Raw genomic sequence first — 15,498 nt, 5'->3', positions numbered from 1 at the left:
GTCGGTCGCGAGTGCGGCTTGTTCGTGGCTGGTCGCGCAGTTCCCCGCGCCCCTAGCGGGGCTGTCCGAAGCGGGGTTGAGGGCTTCCCTGGCCCGCGTTTCTCAGCACCAGCAGTGAACCCGCCAGCGGTGACGGTGACTTCAGGCCCACCCTCGCCGTCGTCACATACAGGTCCGTCAGGTCCCGGCCCCCGAACGCGCAGGCCGTCGGGCGCTGGGCCGGGAGCGGGACGACACGGTCGAGCGCGCCGGACGGCGTGTAGCGGCGCAGGGCCGCGCCGTCCCAGAGGGCGACCCAGACGCAGCCCTCGGCGTCGACGGTCAGGCCGTCGGGGAACCCGGCGCCCTCCTCGACGGTCGCCAACTCCCGCCGCCCGCGCACGCGTTCGCCGTCCACGTCGAAGACGTCGATGCGGCGCGTCGGCGTGTCCACGTAGTACATGAGCGTGCCGTCCGGGCTCCAGCCCGTGCCGTTGGAGACGGTGACGTCGTCGAGGACCGTCGTCACCGTCGTGCCGTCCGGGGCCAGGCGGACGAGGTTGCCGCCGCCCGGCGTCTCGTCGTACGCCATCGAGCCCGCCCAGAGCGCCCCGTCGGGGGCGACGGCCGCGTCATTGCCGCGCCGTCCGGGGACGGGCTCGCGGTGCAGCCACGAGAAGGTGCCGTCCGGCGCGTAACTGCCCACGCCGTCACGGAGGTTGACGACGAGACCGCCGCCCGCGCGTGGTTTCGCCGCGCCCACGTGCTGCTCCGTGACCATGACCGTACGGCGGCCGCTGTCCGGCTCGTAGGTGTGGACGCGGGAGCCGAGGATGTCCACCCAGATCAGGCGGTTCCCCTCCGCGTCCCATGTCGGACCCTCCCCCAACTGCGCCGACTCCCTGACGGCGACCTCGACGGCGCTCATATCGCCGCCCGGTGCCCGAGCCGCTCCGACAGGTCGGCGGCGCCCTTGGCGGCGAGCTGGGTGAGTTCTTCGAGCCGGTCGTCGCTCCAGCGGATCATCGGTACGGAGATGGAGAGCGCGGCGACGACCCGGTTGGTGCGGTCGCGGACGGGGGCGGCGACGCACGACACGTCCGTGTTCGACTCGCGGGACTCCACGGCGATGCCGCGCCTGCGGATGTCGGCGAGGTGGGCGTGGAGGGCGGCCGGGTCGGTGATGCTGTTCTCGGTCATGGCGATCAGGTCGGCGTCGGCCGGGATGCGGGCCGCCAGCTCGTGCTCGGGCAGGGACGCGAGGAGCATCTTGCCGACCGAGGTGCAGTGCGCGGGCAGCCTGCGGCCCGCGGCGGAGACCATGCGCACGGCGTGCGTGGAGTCGACCTTGGCGATGTAGATGACGTCGGCGCCCTCCAGGATCGCCACGTGCACCGTCTCGTCGCAGGTCTCGGCGACGCTGCGGGCGACCTGCTGACCCTCGGCCGCGAGGTCGAGCTGTTCCGCGTAGCGGCTGCCGAGCTGGTAGGGGCGGACCCCGAGGCGGTAGCGGCCGGGCTGGCCGGGGACCTGCACGATGTAGGAGCGGGCGGCGAGCGTGGTCACGAGTTCGTGGACCGTGGTGCGCGGCAGGCCCAGCTTGCGGACGATGTCGGGGGCGGACAGCGTGCCGTCCCCGTCCAGGAAGAGCTCCAGTATGTCCAGAGCCCGCGTCACGGCGGGTACGAGACGTCCCACGACCGGCCCCCTCCCATGTTCGACATTTCAACAGTCGGTCGGTATCGCGAACATAGGCTACGCACAGCCCTGATGACCGGGCAATAGGGGTTCGGGCCCCTAGGCTCCCAACTCCCCGCGCAGGCGGCGGGCGCGGAGGACCAGTTCCAGTTCGAAGCGGCGGTCGGGGTCGTCGACCTCGGGGCCCCACAGCTCGCGGATCTGGCGCAGGCGGTAGCGGACCGTCTGGGGGTGGACGCCGAGCCGGGCGGCGACCTCGGGGGCGCCGCCGCGCGTCTCCAGCCAGGCGAGCAGCGTCTCGGCGAGGCGCCGCGCGTGCGTGGGCCCGCACTGGGTGAGTGGGGCGAGGGCGCGCCGGGTCAGGTCGTCGACGAGCTCCTCGGGCTGGAGCAGGACGAGGGCCTGGGTGTGCTCGGTGCAGTGCAGGACCTCGTCGGCGGGGAGCAGCCCGCGCTCCATCAGGGCCACCGCGGACTCGGCCCAGCGCAGCGACTTCGCGGCGGCGGGCGGGGCGACGGGCGGCCCGATCGCGCCGCTCCAGCCGGTGAGGGCGCGGCGCAGCAGGTCGGGGCGGCCGGCGGCGTCGGGGTCGGGGACGACGAGCCGGGGCCGTTCGGTCTCCATGTCGAGCAGCACGTCGGGGCCGACGGCCGGGGCGACCGCGTCCCGCGCGGGCCGCACGAGGACGCCGACGGCGACGCGCTCGGGCACGGGCCAGCCGATGCGGGCGGCGCGTTCGGTGAGCGCCTTGACGGGGTCGGGCGGGGCGGCCGTCCGGCCTTCGAGCATGAGATCCATGAGCTTGCGTTCCAGGCGGAGGCGTTCCCCGGCCTGCCGGGCGGCGGCCTCGGCGTAGCCGCGGACGGACTGGTCGACGAGGCCGTCGAGGTACTCGTAGCCCGCCTCGGCGAGTTCGTACATGGCCGGGGGCGGGATGCGCAGGCGCTGGCCGAGGTCGGCGAGGCGGCGCCAGGCGAGTTTCACGCCGAGCCGGTACATGGCCTGGAGGGAGTCGAGGCTGCGCCCGTGCACGCTCTGGCCACGGCCGAACTCCTGGAAGACGCGCGGTGGCTGACCGTCCGGCGCCGGTGCCTTGCCGGTGGCGGAGACGTCGGTGAGGCGGCGTACGAAGCCCTCGATGGCGCGGCGGATGCCGACGAGGGCGAGGGGTTCGCCGGACGCGTCGTGGACGAGCGGCAGGTGCGGGAACTCGCGGCGGATCTCGTCGAAGATGTCCTGGGCGAGCCGGGGCGCCTCCTCCATGGCGAGCGCGGCGAACTGCTTGACCTGAAGGCGCGGCACGTCGCACCAGGCGGAGCGGGTGGCGGCGGGCACGGCTCAGCGCCCTTGACCGGGGTTTTCCGGAGTTCTCGGGGTCTCGTAGGTCACGAGCGGGGTGTTGAGCTGGTCCGGTGTCGCGTTGATCAGCGCGAGCACGCCGAAGGAGGCGGCGACGGCGAGCGCCGCTCCGGCGGCCGCGGTGAGCGCGGCGGCGAGCAGTCGGTTCATCGCAGGGTCAGCCTCTCGTCAGTGGCTTGGTCCCCACCCTGTGTGTACCGTCAAGTACCCAGTTTTGACAGGTGATTGACACTCCGTCAAGAACGCGTCTACGGTTCCCGGCCCATGAAGAGCCCGCAGCGCCCGCCCGCGAAGTCCCCTTTCGTCTGCGTGGGTCTCGGCACGTTCCTGCTCGTCCTCGCGGGGATGCTCGCCTGGTACGTGGAGCCGCGCGCCGAGCGCACCAGCATCGACGTCGACGTGACGACCGTGTTCACCGGGACCGGCAGTTACTTCGACACCGACCGGATCAGAACCGTCGACGACCGGCGGCTGACGATCACCCGGCAGGTCCGCGGTGACGTCGCCGAGAGCGAGCGCAGCGGCCGGGCCGTGTGGGACGTGGTGACGTCCGTCGACACGGACAGGACGCTGCCGGCCGCCGATCCGCACGGCGCGCTCCAGTGGACCAAGGAGCGCTGGGTCACCGACCGGGCGACCAACGCGCCGGTGCACTGCTGCGGCGAGGACCCGGCCTTCTCGGGCGAGGCGTACCTGAAGTTCCCCTTCGACGTCGAGAAGCGCACCTACACCTGGTGGGACAACACGCTCGGCGCGACGGTGCCGCTCCACTACAGCGGCGAGGCGAAGGTGCAGGGCCACAAGGGGTACCGGTTCACCGGCCGGGTCGCGCCGACGCGGACCGGCTCGCGGCAGGTGCCGGGGCGGATCGTCGGGCAGCCCGAGAAGGGGCAGGTCCTCGCCGAGGAGTGGTACGCCAACCACCGCGTCGACCTCGTCGCGGACCCGCGCACCGGCCGGGTCCTGTACGCGGCCGTCGGGCCCCGGCTGACGCTGCGCGCGCCCGGCACGGTGCGGGACGCGGCGGTGCTCCTGGACAGCCGGAGGATCGCGTTCACCCCGCGGACCCAGCGCGAGCAGGTCGCGCTGGCCCGGGACGACGACGACCGCCTGCGGCTGCTCGGCACGGTGCTGCCCGTCGTGGCGTCGGCGCTGGGCGCGGTGCTCGTGGTGGTGGGGACGGTGTTCGTCGTACGGGGCGGAAGGGGCCGGCGGACCCCGGACGGGCCGACGGGGCGTCCTGGACCCGGCTCGTCCGCGACAGCCCTGGAGAGAACCATGATGTGACGGCCCGTCAGCTCATTTCGGGGTCAAACTTGTCACGCGGGTGAGTAGCCGCGGCGCACAGCGCGGCGAAAACTGTCGAACCCCACCTTGTGCAACCGACAAGTACGGCAGCACCACCTACGACAGTGCCACGTACGACACCGCTCGGCCGACCGCACCCTGCCGAGCATCCCCGCACGCGCGCAGAGACGCACTCCGCCGAGACGCACTCCGCTGAGACGAGTGGGAGCCCCCATGCCCCAGCACGTGCCGCGCCGCATCGTCTTCCTCGCCCACCGCGACCTCGGCAACCCGGCCGCGGGCGGCTCCGAGCTGCTCGTCGACCGCCTCGCCGACGGGCTCACGGAGCTGGGCCACCAGGTGACGCTGCTGTGCGGCGGACCGGCCGGACACGGCGCCTTCCGCGACTACCGCGTGGTCTCGGCGGGCGGACAGGCCGCCCACTACCTGCGGGCCCGCTCGGCCTTCGCCCGCCAGGTCGGCGACTGCGACCTGCTTGTCGAGGTCTGCAACGGCATGCCGTACCTGGCGCCGCTCTGGCACCGCGGCCCCACACTGTGCCTGGTCAACCACGTCCACACGGACCTGTGGCGGATGCGGCTGCGCGGGCCCCTCGCGCCCGCCGCGCACGTCGGCCGAAGACTTGAGCACTGGGCGCTGTCCGGCGCCCAGCGCCGCAATCTGCTCGTCGCCGTCTCCCCGTCCACGGCGAGCGCGCTGCACACCATCGGCGTCGACCAGGACCGCATCCGGCTCGTCCCCAACGGCGTCGAGGAGCCGGGGCCGCGCGCCGACCGCTCCCCCGACCCGCTGTTCCTGGCGATGGGCCGGCTCGTCGAGTACAAGCGGATCGACCTGCTCCTGCGCCTGTGGGAGCGGGTGCGGCCGGTGACGGGCGGCCGGCTCCTCATCGTCGGCGACGGTCCCGAGAGCCCCCGGCTGCGCTCCCTCGCGGGCCCGGACGTCGAGTTCACCGGCCACGTCTCCGAGGCGGAGAAGCACCGGCTGCTCTGCGAGGCGTGGCTGCTGCTCCACCCCTCGGCCGTCGAGGGGTGGGGGCTCGTCATCACCGAGGCGGCGGCGCGCGGCACCCCCGCGATCGGCTTCGACGTCCCCGGCGTCCGCGACTCGATCGAACACGGCGCGACGGGCCTGCTCGCCCGAGCCCCCTCCTCCTTCGCGGCGGCCTGGTGCACCCTCGCCCTCTCCCCCCACCGCCGGGAACTGATGGGCAAGGCGGCGGAGGAACGCGCCGCGGGCTACCGCTGGACCCGGACGGTCCGCCAGTTCCGCGCGGTGGCGGCGGAGGCGGTGAGGGGGCGTGGGTGAGCGCAGGTACGGGGTGAGCGGGCGCGGGCCGCGCGAGGCGGGGCAGTCCCTCGTGGCGCGCGGGCGGAGGCGGCGGGGCGGCGGCGTCGGTCGGCGCGGAGGCCCGGGGCCATGAGCGCGACCGGATTCCGGGACCCGTCGCCGGCCCGGTCCCTCGCCCTCCTGCGGGCCTTCCTCCGCGAGCAGCAGGACCCGGCGGCGTGCTATGCGCTGCTCGCGCGGGACGCCGCCGATCAGGTCGAGGCGTACGGGAAGGTGGCCGGGAAGATCGTCGTGGACGTCGGCGGCGGCAGCGGGCACTTCACGCGGGAGTTCCGGGAGCGGGGCGCGCAGGGCATCCTCTTCGAGCCGGACCCGCGCGAGTTCGGCCCCGACCCGCCACCGTCCACGGTGGTCGCCGACGGCTACCTCCTGCCGCTGGCCGACGCGGCGGCCGACGTCACGTTCTCCTCGAACGTCCTGGAGCACGTCGCCGACCGCGACACCTTCCTCGGCGAACTCGTCCGCGTCACGCGCCCCGGCGGCCTCATCTACGTCTCGTTCACCAACTGGCTCTCCCCGTGGGGCGGCCACGAGTGGGCGCCCTGGCACTACCTGGGCGCACACCGCGCGCAGGCCCGCTACCGGCGCCGCACCGGCCGCGCCCCCAAGCACACCCTCGGCGTGAACCTCTTCGTCCACCACATCGGCCCGACGCTGCGCCACGTCCGCGCCCGCGACGACGTGGCGGTCGTGACGGCGCGCTCCCGCTACTGGCCGTTCCTCACCGAGGCCGTCGCGCGGGTGCCGGGCGTGCGCGAGTTCGTCACCTGGAACCTTCTTCTCATCCTCCGGCGGTGCCCCTCATGACGACCCTGGTCCAGGCCCCACCCGCCGCGCCCACGCACCCGGACCCCGAACCGGGTCCGTGTTCGCGCCGCTGGCTGCTGTCCTTCTGGGCCGTGCTGTTCGTCCTGTTCAGCGCCGTGCACCCGGGCCGCATGACGTTCGAGACGAAGCTCGGCGTCGCCCTCGACCCGTGGCGGTTCATCGGTGACCTCGGCCAGTTGTGGCACGACCGCGCCGGGTTCGGCGGCATCGCGGACCAGTACATCGGCTACGCGTTCCCGATGCTGCCGTACTACGGCCTCGCCGACCTGGTGCGCCTGCCGGTCTGGCTGGCCGAACGCCTGTGGATGTCGCTCGTCGTGACGGCCGCGTTCTGGGGCGCGCTCCGGCTCATGGAGCGGCTGGGCGCCGGCACCCCGCGCAGCCGGCTCCTCGCGGCGGTGGCGTACGCGCTGTGGCCCACGTACACGATCGTCATCGGTTCCACGTCGGCGGCGGCGCTGCCCGGCGCGTTCCTCCCCTGGGTCCTGCTGCCGCTGGCCGACGCCCGCAGATCCCCCCGCGTCTCGGCGGTCCACTCCGCACTCCTCGTCCCCTTCATGGGCGGCGTGAACGCGGCGGCGACCCTGGCCTCCCTCCTCCCGGCGGGCCTCTACCTCCTCTCCCGCGCGCCCGGCCCGCGCAAGCGGCAGCAGATCGCCTGGTGGTTCCCGTCGGTGGTGGCGGCGACGCTCTGGTGGACGGTCCCGCTCCTCCTCCTCGGCGTGTACGGGGAGAACTTCCTGCCCTTCATCGAGGACGCGCGGACCACGACCGACACGATGGCGGCGACGGAGTCCCTGCGCGGCGCGGGCAATTGGGTGGCCTATCTGCATCTCGGCGAGGCGTGGCTGCCGGCGGGCTGGACCGTGGCGACCGCCGCCGTCGCCATCGTCTGCTCGGCGCTCGCCGCGGCGTTCGGCCTCGCGGGCCTGGCCCGCCGCGACCTGCCGGAGCGCCGCTGGCTGCTGCTCACGGTCATGGCGGCGGCGCTCGTGACGCTCGCCGGGTACGGGGGCGCGGCGGGCGCCCCCTTCCACGGGACGGTCCAGTCGTGGCTCGACGGCGGCCTGGCCCCGTTCCGCAACATCTACAAGTTCCAGACGGGCCTCGCCCTGGCCCTGGTCGTCGGCCTCGCACACGTCGTGGGCATCGCCACGGAGACGCGCGGCACCAGACCCCTGCGCGGCCGCCGCTTCGCGCCGCTGCTGGTCGCCGTCCTGATCCTGCCGGGCCTCGCCTGGCCGTACCTCAACGGCTCGATCCTCCAGCCGGGCTCGTTCCGGAAGCTGCCGACGTACTGGGAGACGACGGCGGACTGGCTCCACAAGTACTCCCCCGACTCGCGCGCCCTCGTCGTCCCGGCCACCGCCCACGGCATCTACCTCTGGGGCTCCCCCATCGACGAGCCGCTCGACGTGCTCGCGGACTCCCGCTGGGCGCAGCGCGACTACGTGCCCTTCGGCACGCCGGGCAACCGCCGCGCCCTGGACGCGATCGAGCAGGCGCTGATGTCGGGCGGCGAGGTGCCGGGCCTCCAGGACTTCCTCTCCCGCAGCGGCCTGCACTACGTGGTCGTCCGCAACGACCTGGACCCGGACCAGTTCGGGAACGTCCCCACCGCCACGGTCAAGCGGACCCTGACCGAGTCCGGCTACCACCGCGTCACCGGCTTCGGCCCCGTCGTCACCGGCGGCCGGATCGCCGAGGACACCCCCGTCCAGGTCGAGGGCATCTATCCGCGCTCCCGCTCGGTCGAGATCTACGCGCCCGCCGCCGACACCCGCCGCCCCGGCCAGGCGGGCCTCCTCCCGGTCAGCGCGACAGCGCAGGTCAGCGGCGGCCCGGAAGCGCTGCTGCCGCTCTCCGCCGACCCGGCGCTCCGCAACCGCCCGGCGGTCCTGACCGGCGACAACCACCCGGGCATCGGCACCCCGGCCGTGCGCATGGCGGTCGACGGGCTCCGGCGCGCCGACACCCGCTTCGGGCTGGTCAACACCAACACCTCGTACCCGTACACGCCGACGGAGCGCAACAGCCCCGACGCCGACCAGAACGCGGGCGAGAAACCGAAGCAGATCCTCCCCACCCGGGGTCTCGTCCACCAGACCACCGCCCGGATCGAGGGGGCCCGCTCGGTCACCGCGTCCTCCTGGGGCAACTGGCTGCTCTACCTCCCCCAGTTCGATCCCGTGAACGCCTTCGACGGCGACCCGGACACCGCGTGGACGGCGGGCGCCCCGGACTCGGCGGACGACGCATGGGTCCGCGTCGACTTCACCCGCCCCACCCGCGTCCCGGCGACGCTGCGGGTGACTCCGCTGCCGCAGGAAGAGGTACGGGCGGCCCCCACCCGCGTCCGCGTCGAGACCGACAAGGGCAGCAGGACGTCCGACATCCTCCCGAACGGCAAGCGCCAACGCGTCAAAGCGCCTGCGGGGAGGGCGAATTGGCTCCGGGTCGAGATCCTGGACACGCAGGCCCGGCGCCCCTCGCTGACCGGCGCGGGCTTCGCCGAGATCAGCGTCCCCGGCGTACGGGTGGCCCGCGCCCTGCACCTCCCCACCGACTCCGACGACGCGGACCAGTACACCTTCCGCCGCGCGACCGGCGACGGCTCCCTCACCCTCACCGACCTGGCCCCGTCGATCCACCGCGCCTTCACCACCTCCACCGCGGCGCCCTTCACCTTCCAGGCGACGGCGGTCCCGGCCCCGACGGAGGCGCTCGACGAACTCCTCTACTCGGTCGCCCCCGACCAGCGCCGCGCGATCACCGCCACCGCCGACTCGACGGCCCGGATCGGTCCCAACACCTCCGCGCGCAACCTCACCGACGGGGACCTGACCACCGCCTGGATCGCGGGCGACGAGCCGACGATCCATCTGCGCTGGCCCGACAAGCAGCCCGTCTCCGAACTCGTGCTGCCCGCGGCCGGCGGCCTCTCCTCCCGCCCCGAGAGGATCGAGATCAGCTCGCCGGACGGCGCCGCGGTCGCCGGTGTGGACGAGAACGGGGTGGCCCGCTTCGACCCCATCACCACCGACCGCCTGGACGTCACCATCACCGACACCGCCCCGCTGACGCTCCACAACCCGGTCGCGGACGAGGACCTCCAGTTGCCGGTGGGCCTCACCGAGGCGTACATCCCGACGCTCGACATGTACCGGGTGCGGCAGCCCACGCCCGAGCGCAGGTTCAGCCTCCCCTGCGGCAAGGGCCCGACCGTCACGATCGACGGCGTCCGCCACCGCACATCGGCCCGCGGCACCCTCGCCGACCTCACGGAGCGCCGCCCGGTCGCCCTCGCCCTCTGCGACCGCCTCACCCTCCGAGCGGGCCCCCACACCCTCGCCACCGACACGGAAGGCCCGCTGGCGCCGACCAGCGTCACGCTGACCCGCGCGGGCGCCGACACGGACGCCGTCCCGCCCACCACCCGCGACCTCACCATCAAGGACTGGCTCGGCGACCACCGCGAGGTACGGGTGAGCGCGGGCGAGGCCACCTACTTGACCACGTACGAGAACGCCAACGACGGCTGGCGGGCGACCCTGAACGGCAAGAAACTCACGAGCCTGCGCCTCGACGGCTGGCAGCAGGCGTGGCTGATCCCGGACGGGGCGGCGGGCACGGTGAAGCTGTCCTACCAGCCCGCGACCAGCTACCACGTGGGGCTGATCGTGAGCGCGGCGGCGCTGGCCCTCCTCATCGGCCTGGCACTGTGGCGACGCAGGCCCGACGAGCCCGTCGAGCCCCCCGTGCCACCGCCGCCCCCGGGCCTGATCCTCGGCACGGTCGTCCTCACGGCCGTCGGCATCGTGATCGCCGGTCCATGGGCGGCCCTGGTCCCGGCCCTGGCCCTCCTCGCCTGGAAACGCCACACCGTCCTCGTACCGCTGGCGTTCCTGGCGATGACGGCTGCGGGCGCGGTGGCGGCGACGGGGTCGGGGGTTCCGGTACGGAACGGGGAGGGGGCGTTCAGCGGGCCGGCGCAGGTGCTGGCGGTACTGGCCCTGTTCACGGCACTGGTGACCACAAAACGGGCAGGCGCAGCAGAGCGCACCGACCCAAATCAAGCCCCTCCGGCGCTTGAGGAGCGGGGTCCGGGGCAGAGCCCCGAGTCGTCCACGACAGCTCAGGGCGCCGAAAAGGAGGGGCCGCAACCATGACAGCCACGACAACCCCGGGCGCACACACAACCAGGACCCACCCCTTCCCCACCGTCGACGAAATCGCCCGCCACTGCCAACAACACGACGAACCCGAGACGGTCCACATAGAAGTCCACCTCACCGGCACACTGGACCCACCCCGCCTGACCACCGCCTTCGACCGCGCCCTGCGCACACACCCCCGCATCCTGATGCGCGAGGCGCCCCGCCGCTGGTACACGAGCCGCTACACATGGGAGCTGACGGACGGCCCGGACGTGCCACCCGTGTCGTTCCCCGAGCCACACCCGAACGTGCTGGAGGAGTGCCGCGCCCGGGCGCTGACGGAGGAGCCGCCGCTGACGACGTCACCCCCGGTCCGCGTGGAGTGCGTTCCGCACCCCGGCACCGGCAACACCGTCCTCTTCCTCACCATCAACCACACCGCGCTCGACGGCCCGGCCTGCCTCCGCGTCCTGGCGACGGCGGCGGATCTCTACGGCGGCCGGGACAACACCCCGCCGCCCGCGCCCCCGCCGGCCCCGCGCAGGCCGCCCCCGTCCGATCTGCCGTCCTCCTGGGCGCGCCCGGCACGGGTGGCCCCGGGCACCCCGGAGCCCCGCCCCGGCAACGCCATGCTGGTCCGCGAACTGCCGGTGCCGCGCCGCCCGAAGGGCGCCCCGTACACGGTGAACGATCAGCTCATGGTGGCGACGGCCCGCACGGTCGCGGACTGGAACGAGGAACGCGGGGCGCTGCGTCCCCGCCGCCCCCTGCGCATCACGATGCCGGTGGACGACCGCCCGAGGGACGCGACGATGCCGATAGGGAACGGCACGCGCCTGGTCGAAGTCCCGCTCTCACTCGCGGAGTTGCGGCGCCCGACCCCGTCCCTCCTGCGCCTGACCGCCGAACGCACCGCGGCCCTCCGATCCCTCGTCCGCCCCCAACTCGGCCACGGGGCAGCTCTCTTGACGTCTCCGTACGCCCCCGTCGCCTGGCGCGCCGCCGCCACCCGCGCCCTGCGCACGGCCGCCGCCCCCTGGACCTCGACGACGCTGCTCAGCAACATCGGCCGGATCCCGTACCCGCTGGACTTCGGCGACGGCGGCCGGGCCGACGCCGTCTGGTTCTCGGCACCGGCCCGCATGCCGCGCGGCCTGACCGTCACGACGGCGTCCACGGCGGGCCGCCTGCACCTGGCCCTGCGCTGGTCGCGCACGCTCCTCGGCCCCGGTGACGGGGAGCGTCTGCGCGAGCTGTTCGAGCACCACCTCCACGCGACGCAGGAGGAGGCACGATGACCATGACGCCCACGGTGCCGCCCCGCGGCCTGCGGGACTTCTACGAGGACCCGGCCGTCCCGGTGGCCTCCGGCGCGCCCCGCACCCTGCGCCAGACCCGCGCCCTCGCCGCCGCGCTCGCGGGCACCCATGACGCCACCGTCCTCGACGTGGGCTGCGGCGACGGCAGTGCGGCCGCGCTCGCGGCCCGTCTGCTGCCCGGCCACCGTCTGATCGGCGTCGACTGGTCCCAGGACGCGCTGCGCCGCGCGACACGGCGCGTGCCGGGCACCGTACGGGTCGTACGAGGTGAACTGACGGGAGGCGGACTGCCGTTCGCGTCCGGAGTGGCCGACGCGGTGCTTTTCTCCGAAGTCCTCGAACACCTCGTGGACCCCGACGCCGCCCTCGACGAACTCCGCAGAATCCTGCGCCCGGGCGGCCACCTGATGCTGTCCACCCCGAACCTCGCCGCCTGGTACAACCGGGCGCTGCTCCTGGCCGGAGTACAACCTGTCTTCTCGGAGGTGAGCCTGCGCGCGGTCCACGGCCGCCCGGGCACGGAAGTGGTGGGCCATCTGCGGCTGTACACGCGGCGCGCCCTGTGCGGGTTCGCCACGGCGGCGGGCTTCGAGGTCGTACGGGTGACGGGCGCGCCCTTCCACGGAGTGCCCCGCGCGCTGCGCCCCCTGGACCGGCTGGCCTGCGCGGCCCCGTCGCTCGCCTCCATCCTCCTCCTGCACGCCCGAAGGACGTGATCCGCGATGCCCGCCGTGGCATGGGGGGTCGGCGCGGCACTGCTCGCCAACACGCTGTACAGCGTCGGCTTCGTCCTGGAGAAGCGGGCCCTGACCCGGCTCCCCGAGGTCAGCGTGCGTCGCCCGGCGCATCTGCTCCGCCAGGTCGTGACGAGCCCGCTGTGGCTGGCCGGTTCGATCGCCCTGGCCTCGGGCTTCGGCGCCCAGCTGGTGGTGTACCGCACCCTGCCGATCGCGGCGGCGCAGGGCATCTTCGTCTCCGGCCTGGTGCTGCTGCTCCTGCTCTCCTCCCGAATGCTCGGCGAACGCACGTCCGTCCGGGAGCGGTACGCCATCGCCGGGATTCTGCTCGCGCTGCTGATGGTGGTGCTGTCCCTGCGCGACACCGGCCCCGGCCGGGACACGGTCGGCGGCGCCGCCCCGGCTCCGCTGATCCTGACGGTCTGCCTCCCCTCGCTCGCCGCGGGCCTGTACCTGTACGCGGCGGCCGAACGCCGAGCGGCGCACCGGCACCGCCAGCCGTCGTCGGGCGTCGAGTACGGGGTGGCGGTGGGGCTGCTCTACGGGGTCAGCTCCCTGGCGATCAAGGGCGTGTCCGGCGTGCTCCCGGACGTCCCCGCACTGTTCCGCTCCCCCTACCCCTACCTCCTGCTGTGCACGGGCGCGTTCGGCCTCGTCATGTCGCAGGCGGCGCTGCAACGCTGCCGGGCCTCGCTGATCGTGCCGGTGTGCACGACGGTGACCTGCGTATTCACGGCGGTGCTCGGAACGGTGGCGTTCGGCGAGTCGCTGCCGTCGGACCCGCTGCGGCTTGGCCTGCGGGTGGCGGGGACGGCGCTCGCGGTGGCCGTACTCCTGCTGATGCCGAAACACGACGCGCAGCCCGTCCCCGCACCCACTCCGTCCCCAAGAGAGTTGCTGTCTCATGTCCCCCACGAGCCCAAAGAACCCCACGAACCCAGCCACCCCCACGCACCCGGCCAACCCCACGAGCCCAGCCAACCCAACGAACCCGAACAAGCCCATGAGCCCTGACGACCCGCTTCTGCGCATCCTCGTCTGCCCCCTCGACAAGGAGCCGCTGCTGCTGCTCCCGGGCGGGACGGCGCTCTACAACCCGCGCCTGCGCCGCCGCTACCCGGTCATCGACGGCATCCCGCAACTGCTGCCGTCCTCGGGCGAACAGGTCCCGGAGGACGAGCACGAACGACTCCTGAAGGCCCTGGAGACATGACCACCCTCGCGGCCCGCCTCGGCCCCTACCTCCCGCCCCGCCTGACCGCGGCGACAGCGCGGGCGCTGTACCCCCGCTTCGAACCGGAACTGGCCCGCCTCGCCGACATGCTGCCCGCCCCGCGCGGCGTGTGCGGCACGGCGATCGACGTCGGCGGCTGGTACGGCCCGTGGACCCACCGCCTGGCGGCCCACGCGCGGCGCGTAGTGGCGCTGGAACCGGTCCCGCACCTGGCCCGCACCCTTGCCGCGTCCGCGCCACCGAACGTCCGGGTCGTCCGCGCCGCCGCCAGCGACCGCCACGGCGCCGCGCCGCTGTGGCAGCCCCCGGACGACGAACGGGGCGAGCGCGGCGTCTCGTCCCTCGTCCGCAGGGAGGGCCTGCACGCGTGCACGCCGCAGACGGTGCCGTGCGTGACGCTGGACGCGTTGTGCCTGCACGAGGTCGACTTCATCAAAATAGACGTGGACGGAGCGGAGCTGCCGGTCCTGCGCGGTGCGAGCACGCTCCTCCACCGCGACCGCCCGGCCCTCTTCGTGGAGCTGGAGACCCGCATCCAGCCGATCGCCCCGGTCGTGGCCCACCTGCGCGCACGGGGCTACCAGGGGTGGGTCCTGCCCGGGTCCGACTGGCTCCCCCTCACCGACTTCGACCTCCAGGCCCACCAGCACGGCACCTCCCACATCGCCTCACAGGGCCTGCTGCGCCGCGCGCTGACCCCCACGGCACGCCGCCCGCGCTATGTGAACTCGGTCCTGTTCCTGCCGGAGGGCCGCCGGCCCGGCCTGGTGCGCGACCATGGAGAACATGCCGCCTGAGCCGTTCACGCCCCTCCACTTCCAACTCGTGCTGCTGCGCCGCATGGCCGACCACAACCCCGAGCTGGTGGAGACGGCCCGCGCCGACCTCGGCGTCTCCGTGGCCGACATGCGCGAGGCGAATCGCCGCTGGCAGGCGATGCGGCATGCGCGGGGCGGCCGTTCGGGGGTCTCCCAGTACCGCTCCGTCCTGGGCACCCCCGAGCACCGCCTCACCCGCAAGATCGGCGACCTGACCTGCGAGGCCCTGCTCTGGCCGGTCCCGCTCTGGCCCGACCTCCGCTTCGAGGTCCTGCTGTCCCCGACCGGGGCGACCTGGAACGAATGGCTGATCCGAGCCCCGGGCGTCCCTGGGCCGCGCCTCCGCACCCTGGCCGACCTGACCCCGTGGTCCTGCACGGTGGACGAGGCGGCCCGCGCCTTCGCCCCGGCCCGCCCCCTGGAGGGCTCGGCCCCCACCCGCTGGGGCCTGGAACTCACGGTCCCACCGCGCCGAGTCCGGGCGGAATTCACATGGGGCTTGCTTCAGCGCTGGCAAGAGGTGTGACCTTCAGGGCGCCGAGGAGAGCGGTGAAGGCGCTATGGGGGACGGTCAGGGTTCCACGCCCTGGGTCCTTCGAGTCGCGGATACCTATGCAGGTGGTGAGGGCGGCGACCTCGACGCAGTTGGTGGCTTCGGCCCCGCCGGAGTATGACGACTTTCGCCAGTTGCAGGGGCAGCTCACAAGATGC

The 15,498-nt window shown here is 73.8% G+C and carries 15 protein-coding genes; 10 read left to right on the top strand and 5 right to left on the bottom strand.

Going from position 1 to position 15,498, the window contains the following annotated elements:
• Positions 1 to 52 precede the first annotated feature (52 nt).
• The 4 genes from ABZ877_RS22310 to ABZ877_RS22295 all read right to left on the bottom strand — a co-directional run bounded on the left by ABZ877_RS22310 (position 53) and on the right by ABZ877_RS22295 (position 3,186).
• The gene (locus tag ABZ877_RS22310) at positions 53 to 907 is read right to left on the bottom strand and encodes an SMP-30/gluconolactonase/LRE family protein (protein ID WP_361073897.1); all 855 of its coding nucleotides are present in this window, start codon (positions 905 to 907) and stop codon (positions 53 to 55) included.
• Complete coding sequence (locus ABZ877_RS22305) at positions 904 to 1,677, bottom strand: IclR family transcriptional regulator (RefSeq protein ID WP_361073895.1); 774 nt, start codon at positions 1,675 to 1,677, stop codon at positions 904 to 906. The genes ABZ877_RS22310 and ABZ877_RS22305 overlap by 4 nt, the downstream gene beginning before the upstream one ends.
• Before the next feature lie 99 nt (positions 1,678 to 1,776).
• A complete protein-coding gene (locus tag ABZ877_RS22300) occupies positions 1,777 to 3,012 on the bottom strand; it encodes a helix-turn-helix domain-containing protein (protein ID WP_361073893.1) in 1,236 nt (411 codons plus the stop codon).
• A 3-nt stretch (positions 3,013 to 3,015) separates the two neighbouring features.
• Complete coding sequence (locus ABZ877_RS22295) at positions 3,016 to 3,186, bottom strand: hypothetical protein (protein ID WP_361073891.1); 171 nt, start codon at positions 3,184 to 3,186, stop codon at positions 3,016 to 3,018.
• Positions 3,187 to 3,300: 114 nt separating this feature from the next.
• On the opposite strand from ABZ877_RS22295, the gene ABZ877_RS22290 reads away from it, so the two are divergent.
• The 10 genes from ABZ877_RS22290 (at position 3,301) to ABZ877_RS22245 (ending at position 15,313) form a co-directional block, all read left to right on the top strand.
• Entirely contained in the window at positions 3,301 to 4,323 is a 1,023-nt protein-coding gene (locus ABZ877_RS22290) for a DUF3068 domain-containing protein (protein WP_361073889.1), read from the top strand.
• 234 nt (positions 4,324 to 4,557) lie between these two features.
• The gene (locus tag ABZ877_RS22285) at positions 4,558 to 5,652 is read left to right on the top strand and encodes a glycosyltransferase family 4 protein (protein WP_361073887.1); all 1,095 of its coding nucleotides are present in this window, start codon (positions 4,558 to 4,560) and stop codon (positions 5,650 to 5,652) included.
• Between the two features lie 111 nt (positions 5,653 to 5,763).
• A complete protein-coding gene (locus ABZ877_RS22280) occupies positions 5,764 to 6,501 on the top strand; it encodes a class I SAM-dependent methyltransferase (RefSeq protein ID WP_361073885.1) in 738 nt (245 codons plus the stop codon).
• Positions 6,498 to 10,691, top strand: a complete 4,194-nt coding sequence (locus tag ABZ877_RS22275; RefSeq protein ID WP_361073883.1) for an alpha-(1->3)-arabinofuranosyltransferase family protein — start codon at positions 6,498 to 6,500, stop codon at positions 10,689 to 10,691. Before ABZ877_RS22280 ends, ABZ877_RS22275 begins: the two co-directional genes overlap by 4 nt.
• Positions 10,688 to 11,977, top strand: coding sequence for a condensation protein (locus ABZ877_RS22270; protein ID WP_361073881.1), 1,290 nt, complete (start codon positions 10,688 to 10,690; stop codon positions 11,975 to 11,977). The genes ABZ877_RS22275 and ABZ877_RS22270 overlap by 4 nt, the downstream gene beginning before the upstream one ends.
• Before the next feature lie 2 nt (positions 11,978 to 11,979).
• Complete coding sequence (locus tag ABZ877_RS22265) at positions 11,980 to 12,714, top strand: methyltransferase domain-containing protein (protein ID WP_361074085.1); 735 nt, start codon at positions 11,980 to 11,982, stop codon at positions 12,712 to 12,714.
• A 6-nt stretch (positions 12,715 to 12,720) separates the two neighbouring features.
• Positions 12,721 to 13,749 (top strand): hypothetical protein, encoded by a 1,029-nt coding sequence (locus ABZ877_RS22260; RefSeq protein ID WP_361073879.1) that lies wholly within the window; start codon positions 12,721 to 12,723, stop codon positions 13,747 to 13,749.
• On the top strand, positions 13,739 to 13,948 hold the full coding sequence (locus ABZ877_RS22255) for a Trm112 family protein (RefSeq protein ID WP_361073877.1): 210 nt from the start codon (positions 13,739 to 13,741) through the stop codon (positions 13,946 to 13,948). Before ABZ877_RS22260 ends, ABZ877_RS22255 begins: the two co-directional genes overlap by 11 nt.
• Positions 13,945 to 14,766, top strand: coding sequence for an FkbM family methyltransferase (locus ABZ877_RS22250; RefSeq protein WP_361073875.1), 822 nt, complete (start codon positions 13,945 to 13,947; stop codon positions 14,764 to 14,766). Before ABZ877_RS22255 ends, ABZ877_RS22250 begins: the two co-directional genes overlap by 4 nt.
• Positions 14,756 to 15,313, top strand: a complete 558-nt coding sequence (locus ABZ877_RS22245) for a hypothetical protein (protein WP_361073873.1) — start codon at positions 14,756 to 14,758, stop codon at positions 15,311 to 15,313. The genes ABZ877_RS22250 and ABZ877_RS22245 overlap by 11 nt, the downstream gene beginning before the upstream one ends.
• On the opposite strand, the gene ABZ877_RS22240 is transcribed toward ABZ877_RS22245, so the two are convergent.
• Complete coding sequence (locus ABZ877_RS22240) at positions 15,276 to 15,491, bottom strand: DUF397 domain-containing protein (protein ID WP_361073871.1); 216 nt, start codon at positions 15,489 to 15,491, stop codon at positions 15,276 to 15,278. The two genes, ABZ877_RS22245 and ABZ877_RS22240, sit on opposite strands and share 38 nt — an antisense overlap.
• Positions 15,492 to 15,498 lie beyond the last annotated feature (7 nt).

Source organism: Streptomyces sp. NPDC046939, assembly GCF_040644575.1.
Classification (GTDB): domain Bacteria; phylum Actinomycetota; class Actinomycetes; order Streptomycetales; family Streptomycetaceae; genus Streptomyces.
This window is presented reverse-complemented; position numbering and strand designations above follow the sequence as displayed.